This is a genomic window from Bacteroides sp. RCH18, from assembly GCF_058231005.1.
The window spans coordinates 1239220-1255872 of record NZ_JBIPTC010000002.1; the positions used below are offsets into that span (position 1 = coordinate 1239220).

The 16653-nt window shown below is 44.3% G+C and carries 10 protein-coding genes; 2 read left to right on the forward strand and 8 right to left on the reverse strand.

Annotation, left to right across the window (positions count from 1 at the left end):
- Positions 1-50: 50 nt before the first annotated feature.
- Entirely contained in the window at positions 51-560 is a 510-nt protein-coding gene (locus tag ACHLI0_RS19985) for a hypothetical protein (protein WP_195382179.1), read from the reverse strand.
- A 924-nt stretch (positions 561-1484) separates the two neighbouring features.
- Between ACHLI0_RS19985 and ACHLI0_RS19990 the strand changes: the two genes are divergently transcribed.
- Positions 1485-3644, forward strand: coding sequence for a DUF5686 family protein (locus ACHLI0_RS19990; RefSeq protein WP_490750174.1), 2160 nt, complete (start codon positions 1485-1487; stop codon positions 3642-3644).
- 205 nt (positions 3645-3849) lie between these two features.
- Positions 3850-4980: a retron St85 family RNA-directed DNA polymerase gene (locus ACHLI0_RS19995; protein WP_490749904.1), complete on the forward strand. Its 1131-nt coding sequence runs from the start codon at positions 3850-3852 to the stop codon at positions 4978-4980.
- A 2-nt stretch (positions 4981-4982) separates the two neighbouring features.
- Here the strand turns inward: ACHLI0_RS19995 and ACHLI0_RS20000 are convergent, their stop codons facing one another.
- The 7 genes from ACHLI0_RS20000 to ACHLI0_RS20030 all read right to left on the reverse strand — a co-directional run bounded on the left by ACHLI0_RS20000 (position 4983) and on the right by ACHLI0_RS20030 (position 16648).
- Positions 4983-5903 (reverse strand): DUF5106 domain-containing protein, encoded by a 921-nt coding sequence (locus tag ACHLI0_RS20000; protein ID WP_234120048.1) that lies wholly within the window; start codon positions 5901-5903, stop codon positions 4983-4985.
- Positions 5904-5992: 89 nt separating this feature from the next.
- Positions 5993-9118 carry a hypothetical protein gene (locus ACHLI0_RS20005; RefSeq protein WP_234120049.1) on the reverse strand — a complete coding sequence of 1042 codons (3126 nt, stop codon included), beginning with the start codon at positions 9116-9118 and terminating at the stop codon, positions 5993-5995.
- A 30-nt stretch (positions 9119-9148) separates the two neighbouring features.
- Positions 9149-11359, reverse strand: coding sequence for a fimbrial tip adhesin FimD (fimD, locus tag ACHLI0_RS20010; RefSeq protein ID WP_490749905.1), 2211 nt, complete (start codon positions 11357-11359; stop codon positions 9149-9151).
- 6 nt (positions 11360-11365) lie between these two features.
- Positions 11366-12877 (reverse strand): fimbrial protein, encoded by a 1512-nt coding sequence (locus tag ACHLI0_RS20015; protein WP_490749906.1) that lies wholly within the window; start codon positions 12875-12877, stop codon positions 11366-11368.
- Positions 12878-12883: 6 nt separating this feature from the next.
- Positions 12884-13843, reverse strand: coding sequence for a FimB/Mfa2 family fimbrial subunit (locus tag ACHLI0_RS20020; protein WP_490749907.1), 960 nt, complete (start codon positions 13841-13843; stop codon positions 12884-12886).
- A 112-nt stretch (positions 13844-13955) separates the two neighbouring features.
- Entirely contained in the window at positions 13956-15113 is a 1158-nt protein-coding gene (locus ACHLI0_RS20025; RefSeq protein WP_490749908.1) for a fimbrial protein, read from the reverse strand.
- A gap of 41 nt (positions 15114-15154) precedes the next feature.
- Entirely contained in the window at positions 15155-16648 is a 1494-nt protein-coding gene (locus tag ACHLI0_RS20030; protein ID WP_490749909.1) for a DUF3868 domain-containing protein, read from the reverse strand.
- Positions 16649-16653 lie beyond the last annotated feature (5 nt).

A 16653-nucleotide genomic window follows, 5' to 3' on the forward strand; every position in this document is an offset into this window, starting at 1 on the left:
CGTCTCTGAATTACCTTTTGCCCGTCATGGTGCTTTTTGATTATAACCGATTAAGAGATGGATTCCAGTATTTCCTGCTGTCCGTCCTTGTTTTTCTGCCGGTCGATTTCCGCAGCCATCTGTTTGACTAACATTTCTACCTGCATATAATGCTTGTTCATGTTTCTGTATAGCAGCTTCATTGTAGGACTGTCCATAGCCATTTGGGTGAGGAACTGTAGATGCTTCCCCATCGATGCGTTCATTTGCATACGCGTTTTTTTGTTTAAGTCGTCCTGTATGGAGTAGGCACCGCAGGAGAGCAGGATTTCTGCCATGCCATCATCCCAAGCGTGCATGGTGAGATGGGTGAGTGCTCCCACAATTTTCTTCAGGTCTTTCAGCAGAATGTTTAGCATTTCGAATTCAGTGCGGTTTGCGGAGCAGGAATCCGGGTTCAGGAAGAGGGCGAATTTGAGGTAGAAGTCCTTTAATTCTCTGTCATTAACAATAAATACATTTTTGGGAGCTTGTGTGATACCTCCCACCGTTGGTTGAACGGCAACTTGTTCTGTTTCCATAATAAGTGATTATGAGTGTGTGGTAGGCGAAGATTTTCTAAAATAATAAGAGCGGTTCCGCCTTTCCCGTTGCATTTCACCAGAAGGCAGTAGATGCATTAACATTCTACACGGGGGTACGGAACCGCCATATAGATATGAACGTGGACAGGCATAAAAATGCCTGCCACGAGGATTGGCAGGTTTCCCCGCCTTCTGGTATGAAATGCATAACAAAGATACAACATTTTTCTTTTTCGTCAAGAATAAAGTGGAAAATAAAAGGCAGGTGAGGATAACTTTAACACGGATATGCAGGGATGCCTTATACTGATGCTGTTACTTTTACTTTCGTTTAGTTGGAAGGGACTCATTCTTTATTTAAACCCTGTTCGTGCCTAAAAGGAATGGTAAGCATTTTAGTTCAAAACTGTACGTTAATGAACTAATCATTCGTCTTCTTTATTAAGATTTAATTCTGTTTTTGCAAAGAACTAGTCCCCATTATACTTAAATCTATTCGTCTGACAGTTGTTGAACTTTCGTCTGACAACTGTTACTCTTTCGTCTAACAGCTGTCAGACGAAAAAATAACAGCTGTCAGACGAATAGTTTTATGTATAGTCGAAGATAGATTTATTAAAGATAAGAGGTAAAAAACGTGTAAATCAGGATTAGTTTATAGCCTGCCTCAAGATGACCCATAACTATGCAGAAGTGATTTAAATCATGCAAGAATGAATCACCTTCTACATAGAAATGTGAATGTAGCATAAGTAGAAAAATGTCCATGAAAACTGATATGATGCGTGGCGTGGGGAAAGGATTTTCCTTGCTAACTCTTTTTTGCAGCTTAATTCCCTTGCTTTTCGATATTCTTTTTTATATTTGCCTACAATAAACAAGGAGATACGACGATTGAAATATAAGATATTGATAGGATGTATGTTGTGCTTGTTCTCTTTTATTCCGAAGGGGGCAGCCAATCTTGTTCTTAATCCTTATACAAGTCAGGAGATATCTGCTGATTCCATCATTGAGCGTGTCATGACTTTTGCTCCCTCTTATGAAAGTATAGTGAGCGACTATCGCGCGAACCTATATATAAAGGGTAAGATGAATATTCAGAAGAAGAATTTTATCCTCCGGTACGTTCCTTCGATGTTTCGCTTGCAGAAGGGGGTACGTGAATACTTGCTCGAAACGTATAGTGACCTGCATTATACAGCTCCCAATATCTATGACCAGAAAGTTAAGGCATCACAAGGCACTGTGAGAGGAAACAGGGGACTGCCGGGGCTGCTTGAATATTTTAGTGTCAATATCTACTCATCTTCTCTTCTGAATGACGAACGCTTGCTGTCTCCGCTTGCCAAGAACGGGCAGAAATACTACAAATACCGGATAGACAGTGTGATGGGCGATCCCAATAATCTCGACTACCGGATACGTTTCATTCCCCGTACCAAGAGCGACCAGCTGGTGGGCGGCTATATGATTGTCAGCAGCAATGTATGGAGCGTGCGTGAAATACGTTTTTCGGGACGGTCGGAACTGATTACGTTTACTTGCTGGATCAAGATGGGGGAAGTTGGAAAGAAAGATGAGTTTCTCCCGGTGCGTTATGATGTGGAGGCCCTTTTTAAGTTCCTGGGCAATAAGGTGGACGGCAATTATACCGCTTCGTTGGACTATAAATCAATAGAGCTGAAAGAAAGAAAGGTTCGGAAGAAGGAGAAGAAAAAGTATAATTTGTCGGAATCATTCTCCTTGCAGTGTGATACGAATGCCTATAAAACAGATGCTTCCACGTTTGGCGTATTACGTCCCATTCCTTTGAGTGACAGGGAAAAACAACTTTATAAGGATTACGCATACAGACGGGATACCGTGTCGGTGCAACGAAAATCCAAGAGTCAGGCTTTCTGGGGAACGATGGGCGACCTGATGGTGGAAGATTATAAATTCAATCTGTCCAATATCGGAAGTGTCCGCTTCTCGCCGTTTATCAATCCGCTTTTGTTCAGTTATAGCGGAAGCAACGGATTATCGTACCGGCAGGACTTCCGTTACAATCGGATTTTCAGAGGCGACAAGTGGCTCCGCATCGTGCCCAAACTAGGTTATAACTTTACACGGAAAGAGTTCTACTGGTCGTTGAATGCCGACTTTGAGTACTGGCCGCAGAAACGGGGCTTTTTTCGGCTGAGTGTGGGCAATGGTAACTGTATCTATAGCAGCAAGATGCTGGACGAACTGAAAGCGATGCCGGACAGTATCTTTAATTTCGACCTCATCCATCTGGATTATTTCAAGGACTTGTATTTCAACTTCCGTCATAGTTTTGAAATTACCAACGGACTGGATATCAGTCTCGGTTTCTCAGCGCACAAGAGAACTGCCGTCGAGAAATCCCGTTTTGTGATTACAGGTGACTATCCGATGCCTCCGCCGGAATTTATGGAACGCTTCAGAAATACCTATATCAGCTTTGCCCCGCGCATCCGGGTGGAATGGACTCCGGCGCTTTATTATTATATGAACGGAAAGCGTAAGATCAATCTCCGTTCTGACTATCCGACATTTTCGGTGGACTATGAACGGGGGATAGAAGGAGTATTCAAAAGTACCGGAGAATATGAACGGATAGAATTCGATCTTCAACATAAGATTCAGCTGGGACTGATGCGAAATATTTATTATCGTTTCGGCTTCGGGGCGTTTACCAATCAGGATGAACTGTACTTTGTGGACTTTGCCAATTTTGCCCGTCATAATCTGCCGGTAGGGTGGAATGATGAAATCGGCGGTGTGTTTCAAGTGCTCGACGGACGTTGGTATAACTCCTCCCGCCGCTATGTACGCGGACATTTCACTTATGAGGCCCCTTTCCTCATTCTCCGGCATTTGATGAAATATACCCGCTATGTACAGAACGAGCGTCTTTATATCAGTGCGCTCTCTATGCCGCACCTTCAGCCTTACCTTGAAGTGGGCTACGGCATCGGTACGCACGTCTTTGATGTGGGAGTATTCGTCAGCAGTGAGAACTGGAAATTCAGCGGGATCGGATGTAAATTTACTTTCGAGTTGTTCAACCGATAGTTTTTCTTTGTAATAATTGCATAATGTGTATAAAATACATATCTTTGTAAGGAAGAGGATGAGGAAAAATTTAGCAGATAAGAGGTGTAGTCGCCTCGCAGGCACAGGTGTTTTCCTAGAAAATAAATACCTAGGTATAAATACCTAAATTTATTTTAGTAAAATCTCGTCCTCTTCTTCTCCTTTTTATATATGCAACAACAAGATGGACGGAATTTTAATTACGATACTTATTGTTACCGGTTTTCTGATTTATAAATTGATTTCTTCGAGCCGGAAACAGGAAGGATACAAGAGATGGAAAGCAACAGGCAGCGGTAATACTACTAACGAAGAGACTTCCAAAAACAAATGGGAACATGGAGCCTGGCTCAGGCATGCTCTAGGAGTAGTCACTCCTAAAACGAGAACATGTCCTGTATTTGATGAAGAGGCGGTGGTGTGGTGTGCCAATCTGTTGGGAATAGAGGTGATGAGGCTGAAAGAGATACTGCAGGATGTCTCTTCTCATTATCGGGAGTTCTGGATCAGAAAGCGGAGAGGAGGATACCGCATGATCTCTACTCCGGACAAGGAGCTGAAAGCCATTCAGGATACTATTTATCACCGTATATTACTGTCTGTAAATGTGCACCCTGCCGCTACGGGATTCCGGCGTCAGCATTCCATTGTCGATAACGTCCGTCCCCATTTGGGAAAACGCTATGTCTTGAAGACGGATATCCACGATTTCTTTATTTCCATACGCAGTCCGAGGGTGAAGAAGACTTTCGAAAAGATCGGTTATCCGAAGAATATATCGAAAGTGCTGGGCGAGTTGTGTTGTATGCGCCGGCATTTGCCGCAAGGAGCGTCTACCAGTCCGGTACTGAGCAACATCATCGCTTATGAGATGGACCGGAAACTGGCGGCGATGGCGGAAGAATTCGGGCTGACTTACAGTCGTTATGCCGACGACCTTACCTTTTCGGGCGATGTCTTGCCGAAAGAGCAGGTGCTTGCCCGGGTCAAGGAAATCATCAGGGAAGAGAAGTTTGAACCGAATCATCGGAAAACCCGTTTTCTGAATGAATATGACAGGAAGATAATCACGGGCGTATCCGTCAGCTCCGGTGTGAAGCTGACCATTCCTAAAGCCCGAAAGAGAGAGATTCGCAAGAATGTCTATTTCATTCTGACGAAGGGACTGGCGGAACATCAACGCAGAATCGGTTCCCATGATCCTGCCTATCTGAAACGGTTGATAGGGTCGCTTTGTTATTGGCGTTCCATAGAACCGGATAACATGTATGTAGCCGATTCTATTGCTGCTCTGAAACGTTTGCAGAAAGGGTAATCTCACTTCGAAATGATTTTCCTGCATTTTTGTTGTTTCTCAAACCATGTTTCTATCTGTTCCACTGAAGTGTCTTTGAGTATCACTCGTTTTTTATCATCAAGAAGATAGAGCGTAGGCATAGCTTTGAGGTCGTATACCCGTTCATGTCTAAGCTGTCGTTTCTCATCATAGCCGTCGATCCAGTGAGGCGGAAATGTCGTTTTTTCCCATGCGTCAGTCTTCCCATCTATACAGACGGAAAACAGCTTCAGACGACCGGATTCCAAAAGCTCGTTCACTCTCGGTGATGAGGAGAGACATTCTTTTACACGTTGGCACTCCTCACAATCGGGGTCGTTGAAGTAAAGCAGGATGTGGTTGGCTTTAAGTTTAGAAAGATGCCTGCGTTTGCCATCCCGGCAGGTAACAGTGAAATCCGCTGCTACGTCACCCGGGCGATTTTTCAACGTTATCTCGAGCAAGTGGCGAGGACGTATCTTATCCTTCTCTTCCAGATGGGGATTGTCCACCAATGCGCGCAGTATGAGGATATACAGTTCTTCGTTGTGCATAGGCGAGTTGGGTTCGTACAGATATTTGTCGCCTAGTGAGATGAAGTGATATAACATCTCCTTTTCAACTAAGGCACGATGAAAGAGGGTATCGATAGCTGCCGACGCATTTGGAGTATAGGGAAGTATGCTGACGAAATCGACGAATGCCTGTTCGGTAATCTCCGTAGGGGCAATCAATGTTGTGTCGGTAAAGTCAAAATAGTCCCAGTAGTGCAGCGCGAGGTAGGCGACACGTTTTTCCGGGATGCTTAGTGTGTCGGGGATAGAGGGGAGGCGGAATGATTGGCTCTGTGATGTCTGTGCTTGCAGGTGGGGTATGTTGATACCAAAATGGTACGCAAGGAGTATTGTCAGGAGGATTTTCATATACGATGATGATGCCGACAAATGGAAACTCCGGGTGTGAGTGAGCACATCCGGAGTTTTTTGTATGAGATAACGCACTTGCATGGTGATCAGTTGCCTCTGGCCGTTTCCTGTTCGAGTACGACATGGGGATTAGCAAAGAGAGTTGCCAAGTTGTCCACTGTTGCACTATAGATTATCTTATCGGTAGGGTTTTCAAACCGCAATTCTACTTTGTCCGTATTCCAGTTGAATGCATACTCCTTGCGTAAGCGCAGTTCATATTGCCCGTCTGCTGTTACTGTTATCGCACCGATACGGCTGTTATTACTTGTACGCTCAAAGGGAACGAAAGAGTTATGAGGTACGTTGTGTGTACTGCCGTCATTTGTTTTGTATTTCAATGTACCGGTAATGGAACTGTTGCTTACGCGGAATGTTTTGGCGAAGTATACCACTTCCTTTTCGTCGGAAGAGATTACAATGTCTTCTGCACTCACTACGTTTTTCACTTTGAATGGCAGTCGCTTGCGTTCGCCTGTTTGTTGTACTCCGGTGGTGCCGTCTTTGCTCAGGGCGTCGGCAATACCGAATTTGCGCTCCTGTTCTCTGTTAGCATCCACTGTGTAAATGAAGCGTCCGGGAATTTCTGGATGAACTTTTAGTTTCTCTTCTGTTATATGGCAGGCGTTTAGTCGGTTTACGTCTATTTCCAGCATTGGGGCATCGATGTATATTTCGAATGATCTGCCGAAAGGATCAGCTGACTTTTTGTCTGAGCCTGCAAAACTAGTTATGTCTATCTCGATATCTACTGGTTTTCCTGGGTTATAGCTCCATGTTAGGGGGGTGACGGGTTCGGCTGCACTGCCGGTTGCGTCGTTTCCCTGAGCCCCGGAATTGTCGTAATTTACACGTGCTGCAAAGCGAAATGGGGTATAGTTGGCAAGCTCAAAGATGACACTGCGATAGGTTTCGCCTATGTACAGTCCACCTGCCATTTCACCTTCTGCGTTTTTGGCCAATACTGCGGGCTTATTGTTCAAATTGGATGCGATGCGGATCACTTCGGCACTTTTGGCCTTGTTGGTATACATATAGATAGCATATTTGCCTGTGCCTGCCGTTGGATTTTCCGGTTTGATTGGTGTAAACATACAGGTCTGTCCGCCATTGGGATTGTTCTTTTGTGCCCAGGCTGTGGCTTCCGTATGGTGAAACTCACAGTCGAATTCTTGAACCCCTGCATCTTCGGTTTTGTCGTAATGCAATAAATTGCTGGTATAAATAAGAAACTCGTCATGTCTTGTGGCATTGATGTTTTGGGACGGTTGATATTTAGAATCCAGTTCTTTCATTTGCATGTCAAACTGCACTTTGGCTCCTTTTTTTTGTGGTACCAGACGATACAAGATGGCTTCGTCTTTCGGTCCTCCTGTTATGTCTGTGGCGTTGTAGCTTTCCAAACCTTCTAAGGTGATGGTGTTTGTCTTTTCCGAGAACATAAACTCCAGCTCCATAGTTTTGAAATGATCTGCTTCAATGATGAGTTTTTTGGGAGTGTTGGTATCGTCTCCTGTCTGATTCAGTATACTCTCGAAGTAGACACGTTGTACGCCGGGACTTTCTGCCATGTAGACGTATTTGTATCCCCAGTCATTGTCTGCGCCGTATCCTTCATCACCTTTCCGGATGATGGAGAGCGTCATACCTGATGCGGAACGTACGTCAAGTGCATTGACAGATAGCAGTACTCGCATGGGGAATAGTTCCTGCGGACAGGTTTCGGGAATGGTGAATACGGCTGTGGCCTTGGGACGGTTTTTGTTTTCAGTGTCGGTTTCATCAAGTTTCCCGTACAACTGTGCTCCCATCCAACTGGGCACAAAGGTCTGTTCTTGCATTTTGATGACTTTTATCTTACGTTGCAATCGTCCTTTCTTTACGAGTAGCGTTCCTTCTAGTTTGTGGATGTTTCCTTCTAACGGTTGTGTATAGATAATTATCGTTCCTTCGCCTGTGCCGTTGTTCACAGTGAAAGTGTTGTCTATATTTGTTTCCGATGCTACAGTATTGCCTTCCAGCCAACTAATACTTGGTTTGTCGGAATTGCTAACAGTCTGTCCGTTTTTACCTTTCACGGTGTAATGCAGCGGAAATCCGGTGCCCGGCGCAATGGTGGGATCAAGCACATAGGTGGTTTGTTCTACGGCCAATATATAGTTTTGGTCTTCTACCTCTTTAACATCTTCAGAGATGGAAATCCACACGTTGTTGGTAGCAGCAGCTTCCAGTGCTTCTGCGAAGGTTTTTTGTCCGTAGGCAAGTGTGCCGTCGATGTTTACTTTATAGTGATGGTTGCGACGTATCAGGATTTGTTCTCCATTATCATTCACTAGCATTACGCGGTAGTACAAATCGTCTGTTTCGGTTTGCCCCGGCAAGTGTCCTCTGATGATTACACTGACTGGGTCGTCTTCTTTGTTTTCGCATTCAAAAACGTATTGGCTCATGTCCGTCACCACATCTTGAATGTCGCTCATCTTGGCTTTGTTGTCAGGCAGGGTGACAAATGGTGAGTCGTCGCTTGGCCATGTAAAGTCGAACCCTTTTTGTGGATGATAGGGAGCCACTGTGCCGAAGGCATTTGTGTTATACACTTTGAAACCTGTCACTTCAATCCATTGGCTCTGTGGGTTTTCCAAGGAAATTTGTGCATGGTTGCGAATCAGTTTGATGCCTTCGGAACTCATCTGTTCGTTTATCTTGGCGGTGTTATCGGGGGCGCAAGCAAAACGTGCCCAATAAATCATTCTACCGGAAGAACCTTGCAGTAATGCCATTACTTCTGCTTCTGCTTTGCCCAGGAAGTTGTCTTCCGGAAATTCTGACATGTTCTGGTTGGCTACAAAATGAATAATACGTGTATGATCGGGGACTGATGCATCAAAAGTTCCTTCGGTTTCGCTGGTGGGTGTGACCTTGGCTGTGACGGTGGTGACGAACAGTCCGTAGGTATCGAAGCAGAAAAGCGTCATGTTTTGCACTCCTTTTCCGTCTTCATCTACTGCACGGGTAGTTACTTCCTGCATGGCAGGTATATCGGCTCTGAAACGCAAGGCGACATAGCCGTCAGGCACGTTAGGCATTCTTGTTTCGTATTCATCTTGACAGGCAATGAGTACTATCGACAAGACCAACAGGACCATTGCTGTATGTATCGCTTTCTTTATCATATTTTTATTGTCTTTTTAATGTTCTCTATGTTATTGGTTGACGGTACTGTCATCGTAAGCATCGCGGATGCAGCGGATAGAAGTGCCACTGGAGCTACTTTTAGTATTATTAATTCGTCCACTGGCACTCCAGTAATACTCAGCATTCAGTAAGTAGTCGATAGCATCTGCATCTTGATTTTCTTCGCCTTGGAATTTCATGATAATCTCCAACTCGGCTTTTGTAGGTAGACGCCAATCGTCTAACTTTACTTTTTTTCCGTCTTTATCTTTATAGACTTCTACATAATTGGCACAATGTTTTTTTACGACTTCCTGCGCATAATCAGCAGTGAGGTCAATGTTTCCTGTATTCAAAAATCCTAAACGCGAAGCAATCATGAATGAGGGCGATACCAATTTGGCGTTGTCGGTTCCCGGGTCTGTATACCCTTCGCTTGTTAAGCGGGGTTTACCTAATGTATAGTCACCAGAGGATGCTGTAATTCGTACGTGATACATTCTGGCATTGCCATTGCTTTCTGCCGAACTAGTTCGAGGGGTATTGCTATTATTATCATCCCAATAGTAATAACTAATTCGAGACTTTCCATCTTCATTTGGAGTATCAGCTACTTTCGAATGCCAAAAACCACCATTATACGATTGTTTATATACATACTCATACGGACCATATCCACTACTCCATGACCACTCTCTTTCGTAACCTACTCCTGTAATTCTATCACCTTTATATTCATACGTCGTCGGCTGTGAATTATTACTCTTGAAGTCATCGCGATATGAATACCAGCTTTGTATATTCGTGATATACTCTAGAGGATGTTGGGCAATTGTCACCATACAAGGAGTCGCACTGTCTATATTGGTAATTTTTAACACTACATACCGTATTGCATTATTGGTAGGAACCGGACTGTGTACGGCAATATTTCCGCTCAGTCCATCATCGGCGGTTACATTGATTTGATTTAGAATACTGTTGTCCACATCAGTTTCTATTCCGAATTTATTTACATAATAAGCACGTTCTACTGTTGCAGTTACTTCTGACGATGAGGAGAAATGTAGGGTGGTGTTATCATCTGTCATATTGTACATTGCCATTTCTTCCTTGTTGACATGAAGAAAGACCGGGCGGTTGCTTTCACCTCCGACATTTATTGTTTCTTCTTTCCACTCCTCTACACTATATTTTACTTCCTCCAGTGCTGTTGCTTCCGACGGATTTGTTGCTCCGGGTGCATTCACTGTGGCTGTTACTACATAGTAAGTGTTTCGTTCCAGCTTTTTGGTTTGGTTGACAACGGGAACTTGATAGTAGTTTGATTCACGTACTATCTCTCCACCGTCTTCATATTCTTTATAAGTCAGCGGAATGTTAACCACTAAGCGTACATCTTTCTCAAACACGCTCTCGTCTGCCCAACTATGGGCATAAACGTAGGTTGTGACGACAATTTCTTCGCTTCCCCACTTGAAGTATGTGGGGGCGGCTATCATAGGAGTGTACAATTCAGCTTCGGCATCTACACCCGATATTACGGAGGTGGTGTAGGGCATATTGCGGAGATAATAGCCGGCACCGCCAGGCATACTGGTACCGAATGTAACTTTATCGCCTTTTTTTATCTTGACTTCAACTTTTGCCGCAGCTCGGCGCAGTACGACTTCCAACACTGTGTCGTCTGTTTGGCCGTTGTTATTTAACACTACATCGGTAGAGGTTTGGTTTTTCCGATGGGCTATACCATCCATCAAGAAAGTCTGTGGAACATCGTTGAGATTTTTTAGTCCGGTCAGGTGAATATTCTTGTCTTCCTGAGTCATGGCTTTCAGTGCGTCCAGATTGGCAAGGGTCTTGAATCGGGTTGCCTCGTGGTTGCTGTTGGCTATGAGATATACCTTGTATGGCTGGTTTTCCACGAATTCTTCACGTGGTTTTGTCAGGGTGATAGCATTCAGTGTATTGTTGTTCGATACCTGTACGCGTTCATGATACACTTGCTCTTCACCCACACTAGTGTTGAATATCAATACGTCGATGTGGTCTAATGCTGCCTCGATGCCGATTGCTTCTGCACGACTTGTCGGCTGTGCCGGAGAAGATACGTCGAGAATGATGCTATTTCCTTTTGTTTCTGTAGCTGCGTAGGGCAAAGTATCATTTTCGTTGATACAGGCGGCAAGAAAGAATGCCGTCATGCAACCTATCATCATGTTATATACCGTCCGTTTCATATTTCGTCAATTTCGTTCTACCTGTGTAATTGTAATGTAGTTGGGATCGTTGCCGCTGTCTTGCCATGCTATCCGCCCGGCACTTCCGTTAATCATCAATGTGGAACTTCCGGTGGGATCCCACATCGGTGTGTAGGATATGGCAAGAGAGGTTTGTTTTGGTTCCGAACCGAGTGTATTTCGTGCCCTTACTCTGATTTGGAAATCACCGGGAGCCACGTATGGCGGCTGAACAACTGTGGTACCTTGGAGTACTTCTACCTCAAAGTCTTCGGGGTTTCCGAACAAAGTGGGAGTCCACTTCTGTTCTTTGGGCCCTTCTATGTGGAACATAACGGAGAAGGTTCCTTTGTCCGAGCTCTCATCGGGATTGTAATATACTGTTGGTTTAGGATAAGGGGTAGTCGTGCTTCCGTCCAGCGGCTGTAGTGGATTGGTGTAGGTGGGAGCGTCAAACTCCAGGTCGTAGACGGGAGCGTCGTCCCAAGGGGCCACTGAAGTTTGTATCAACAGTCCGTTCTTTTTTAAGAGGGCTTGTACTTGGTATACGTTGCCGGCATCGAGCGTCACGTCTGCGTTGTTGTCAGCGTTGGCTACTACAGCAGAGTAAGTCTTTGTAATGCTTTCGCCTATTTGCACAGTGATGTTGATCCGTGGCGCGTGTTCGCTTGTACGGGATTGAGAAGTGCGGTAAGTGTAGAAACTTCCATTCCGGTAGTTGTCAATTCGCCAAAATATCTCGGTCTCTTCATTAAATGGAGGCAATGTTTTATTATGGGCGATGCCATCTTCGGTAATGCTGCGGGGGGCATCGTGTGCGGGAGTATCGGGCAAGCTCAGTGTACCTTCACTGTATTCTAATGTGCTGTTTGTCACACCTCCGGAGAACTCTATATTTATTATTTCTACATCGGCATTCCAGTCGTTTGCCTTGAATGCGTGTACATCTAAACGGGCAGCGAGCCGCTTTAGTTGTACGTTAACGTTCACTGTCTCTGACTGTGTGATGTCTTTCTCGAAGACAATATCTGCTTTCCCCACCATCAATAGGCCAGTGGGTGACAATTGGGTGGTTTGGGCTACCAAGGATTTTACCTGGCTTTTTGTCATTCCTTTTTGTAGTTGTTCATCCAGTCCCGTATGGGCGCTATAGTTGGCAATACAAAACAGCTCAGCGGCATTGCTCAGGCAAGTGAAGGAGGTTACGAGCTGGTTGTCACCATTGTTGGAAGCATCAACCGATGGTACTTGTTCTTTTCTTAATCCTACAAATCCTCCGTCTTTGTCGAAGATATATGTGGCCAAGCTACTAAAACGGTCGTCGTTGTTTCTCATCAACGGGTCGTTTTCTCCCGCTCTGGTAGAGGTGGAAAGATGTACCGTAATCTCTCCTAAGCCTGTTGTGGCAGCACTTTCGTCTTTTTGGCAAGAAACCACCGACATACCTGTTACGATTGGTAAGGCTATGTAGAAGAAGAGCCTTGCTATATATCTGGTTGTCATTATCTTCTGTTTCATATTAGTTTATAAATCAGGTAGTATGTCTATTGCTTCCCAACCGTTGATAGTAACGGATACGGCAATGTTTTTGTCCATACGTACCACAATTTCGTATTCATCTTCACGGTCAAAGTCTTCCTGATTCTTGAAATTACCAATTTCTTTCATAAAGTTGACCAGATCTTTGTCAAAGACACTTTTTCCGGTGGTGTCTTTAATCGTAATACGTAGCTCACGGTCTAAAGTAGGACGGAGCGTATTTAAGGTAGCATACATTGTCCCTGTTTCCAATCGGATGTTATAGGGAGTATACTTCACTTCTGCACACTGACTGCTGAAGTTGTTATCAGCACGATATCGGCCGTTTGTGCCTGTGCAATATATTTCGTAAGGTGCTGCGGTCAGGGCATCTGTCTTGCTCTTGCCGATGCTTGCGTCTTTTACTGTAACATACACACGTTTTGTATCTTTGGTGAGTGAAACCGTATGGAGTGTTTGGGCTTGGTAGGTCGATGTTACATCTGTTATGCCATGATATAAATCGGTCAACGCGCCAAGTGCTTGTCCGTTTTTGCGTTCGGCTATCAGCGTGAAATCTTCTATGCGTGTAACCCCTTCTTTCAACTGCTCATGAAACACACTTTCGGCATTATCGGACTCGCCAAGACGGTAAGATGTTAAATCACCACCCCATGTCACCACTGTGTAACGGCCTATTGGCAAAGGCAGTAACATTTGGTAGTCATTGGTCAGCTGAGGACCTTCTTCTGAGTGGCAGCCGCAGTAAAGGCCTTTCTCATCGAATATATAAACTGTAACCTTATTTACTTCCGCGCCAAAAAGATTGACGTGTTCCGTATTCAGCGAATAATCATATTTCAGCAATACTCCAGGGTTACATTCGGAGCGGTCTTCCTTGATGCAGCTTGAAACACAGCTAATCAAGGCTATTGCTGAAAGTATATGCTTGAGTGTATATTTCATCGCAAATTCGAGTTATAAAAAATAGATGGGGGAGGAGATGCGTTGAGAACAAGAGAACGCATCCCCGCCTCTCTCTTTCTATGTGAGAATTACTTTTTGAGTAAAAAAAAGATTAGTTTCCGAAGTCAGGTAGAATATCTACGCCTGTCCATGGAGAAACACTTACTGTAGCTGATACGGTCTTTGTCTCTTCATATGGTTCTTCTGTCAAGTTAGTGGCATCGAACATTAAGTTCTCGATACGGTAGGCATTACCTCTTTCAAATGTGTCCAAAGGAGTTGAACCAGCAGCTATCTTGTATTGATGAATTGTCAGATAACGTTCTACTGGGGCTGAGTCACCGTCATATGTTACATCTAATTTGATTATTAAGTGAGGAACATGCCCTTTCAACACTGAATATCCCCACCATTTTTTCGGTTGATTTTCGTTGGTAGATTGCACTGGAGATACTTTCCAAATTCCGTTACCTGTTGTATATGTCGTTGATGTAGCAGTAGGATTTTCTGTTGGTGCATAAGTAGGCTCATCAAACAAGTATTTATAGTCTGCATAGGCAGTTGCATTGAATCCTTTTTCTTTCATATCCACTTGTTCACGGTTATTATCAGCAATGTTGCCCAATTTTCCTTGTGCGTAGAAAGAGTTTATATAAATACCTTTCACATCAAATTTTTCAATGTCTTTACCCAAGAAACTATCTGGAGCTTTTTGAGCAATGAAATTTTGTACTTCTAAGCGGCAAGTGACAGGTTTTAAAGTAACCTCAGTATTGCTTGTAATTTTACTATATCCTGTCATTGTTGATTCTTCATTAGAGAATGTAGTAAAGCTTTCTTTAACTTGATTAACCAAATATATATCAGTGTTCTCCACAGCTGCCCATGAACCTATTGCAATCGGGTTTTTCTCTTTTTCATTGGCAATGATGTATATTCTGTCTGCAGAACCAGGTACCTCTGTTAATTCAATAGTAGCTGATTGAGCTGTTGCCAAATCAGTTACCGCTTTGTTCAGCACTGCTTGGTCTACCACATAATTAACATATTGGTTGCTACTGGTGTAGAAGAACACCTTAAGATTCTTAATGTTGTTAGTCTTGCCTTCTGCGCTCTCACCCAAAGATCTGCTTTTCGCACTACCCAAAGACAAAGATACATACACCTTACCTTCGGTATTGTCGGTAGTTACGTTTTTCTCTTCTTCGTTACTACATGCTGCAAATGTCAAACTGACCAAGCCCAGCATAAAATACTTGTTTAATTTCATAATGTAATTGAATTAATAGTGAAAAAATCTATGAATATTAATTATAAGTCATTCATTACGCCTGCTACTTGTTGCAGGTTGTTTTGTGCTTCCGCGTTTCCGGCAGCTTTGGCGCGTTGTAGCCATTTGCGTGCTTTGTCATATTGTCCGTCTTTGGCGTATGCCACTCCCAGGGCGTTCTGAATCTCTGGAGTTTCGGTAGCCGAGGTATTCTCTAATAGACGGATGGCCGATGACACGTTACCTCGCTCCAGTTCTACACGTGCCGCATTTACCACTGCGGTTGCTTTGTCGGGATAGGTGCGGGCAGCGGTCAGTATTGTTTCACGATATTCTTCTGTTCCTTCACCATAAGAATCGGCTACAGCGTACATTTCAGCTATGCTCAATAATTCGGGGGAGTGTTTTATTTGCTGTTTGGCCTCTTCGATGTTGAAGTTACGTACATTGTACTCGATGCGGTATTCGTTACGACGCAATGGACCGTACATCTCGTTGAGTAGTCGTTGGTAGATTTCAGGAGGAAACAGTGCTTTAATTTTCTTTTCGCAGTCGTCTTGGTTGCCATCGCATTCATCGATGATGCGGAGTACTTCATCTTTTTTTAAGAGTTGCGGGTGTTTTTCTACTTCGCGGCGTAGTCCTTCCCAGTCTTCACCTTTCCATGATACGTGCCACAGAGAAGAGGGTATGTCGGTGGTGTGTTGCTGTATGTAATGGGTGAATGATTCGGCACGGTTTTTAGAGAGTCGTTCGTTGTAGGCCACACTACCTTCGGGTGAAGCGTAGCCCGTGACGTAAATACCCGTCACGGTGAGGTCTTTATTCTCCTTTACCAAGGCGATGGAGTGGAACACACTGTCTAGCTCGTAGCGGTTATTCTTAAACTCAGGCTGTATTTTATAGCTGTCCTGACGGAATTGTAATCGTGCCACACGTACTTCGGCGCGTCTTTTCACCGGTTCAGGGGCAGGTGCTACCTTATTTATATTGTAGTTGGGGATGAATGCCGCCAGTGCTGCTTCCGATTCGGGTAGGGATTGTTCTCCTTGTCCCTTGTTACAATTAGCACAGCCGGATACTTGTTCACGTACCTCTATTCGCCCTCCCAGCATCCAGCGTTCGTAGGATATGGCGGCACGGTAGTCATAGCTTTGTTCCTTGCCGTTGTTTCGGCGGATAATGGCTTGCGCACTGCTGTCGTGGATGGGTGGCAATGTTATACTTTTAATATGTTGTGCCCGCAAGTAGACTTTGTTGCGCGTCTTTCCGTCGATGACTACTGGCGGGAAGGCTACTTCGCGGTTATCGTCTTTGGATACGAGTACCGGGGTAAGGGCAACAGTGTGCTGGGTGTGGAGTTTGAGTTTACTCAAATCGATTACCATTGTCAGTGTTACTTCCCGGTTCTGCCTGTTGATTGTTCGATTGCGGAATTCAATTTCAGGAAGATAGCTGGTTTCATTATTGGCGTGCATTGTCAGAGGGCACGTAGCCAACAACAAGAGGAATATGGATGAATATATGTGTTTCATTGTCT

Coding starts and splice junctions, on each gene's coding strand:
- ACHLI0_RS20020 (WP_490749907.1), bottom strand. CDS start 13,843: ATGAAATATACACTCAAGCATATACTTTCAGCAATAGCCTTGATTAGC.
- ACHLI0_RS20005 (WP_234120049.1), bottom strand. CDS start 9,118: ATGATAAAGAAAGCGATACATACAGCAATGGTCCTGTTGGTCTTGTCG.
- ACHLI0_RS20015 (WP_490749906.1), bottom strand. CDS start 12,877: ATGAAACAGAAGATAATGACAACCAGATATATAGCAAGGCTCTTCTTC.
- fimD (WP_490749905.1), bottom strand. CDS start 11,359: ATGAAACGGACGGTATATAACATGATGATAGGTTGCATGACGGCATTC.
- ACHLI0_RS20025 (WP_490749908.1), bottom strand. CDS start 15,113: ATGAAATTAAACAAGTATTTTATGCTGGGCTTGGTCAGTTTGACATTT.
- ACHLI0_RS19995 (WP_490749904.1), top strand. CDS start 3,850: ATGGACGGAATTTTAATTACGATACTTATTGTTACCGGTTTTCTGATT.
- ACHLI0_RS20030 (WP_490749909.1), bottom strand. CDS start 16,648: ATGAAACACATATATTCATCCATATTCCTCTTGTTGTTGGCTACGTGC.
- ACHLI0_RS19985 (WP_195382179.1), bottom strand. CDS start 560: ATGGAAACAGAACAAGTTGCCGTTCAACCAACGGTGGGAGGTATCACA.
- ACHLI0_RS19990 (WP_490750174.1), top strand. CDS start 1,485: ATGTTGTGCTTGTTCTCTTTTATTCCGAAGGGGGCAGCCAATCTTGTT.
- ACHLI0_RS20000 (WP_234120048.1), bottom strand. CDS start 5,903: ATGAAAATCCTCCTGACAATACTCCTTGCGTACCATTTTGGTATCAAC.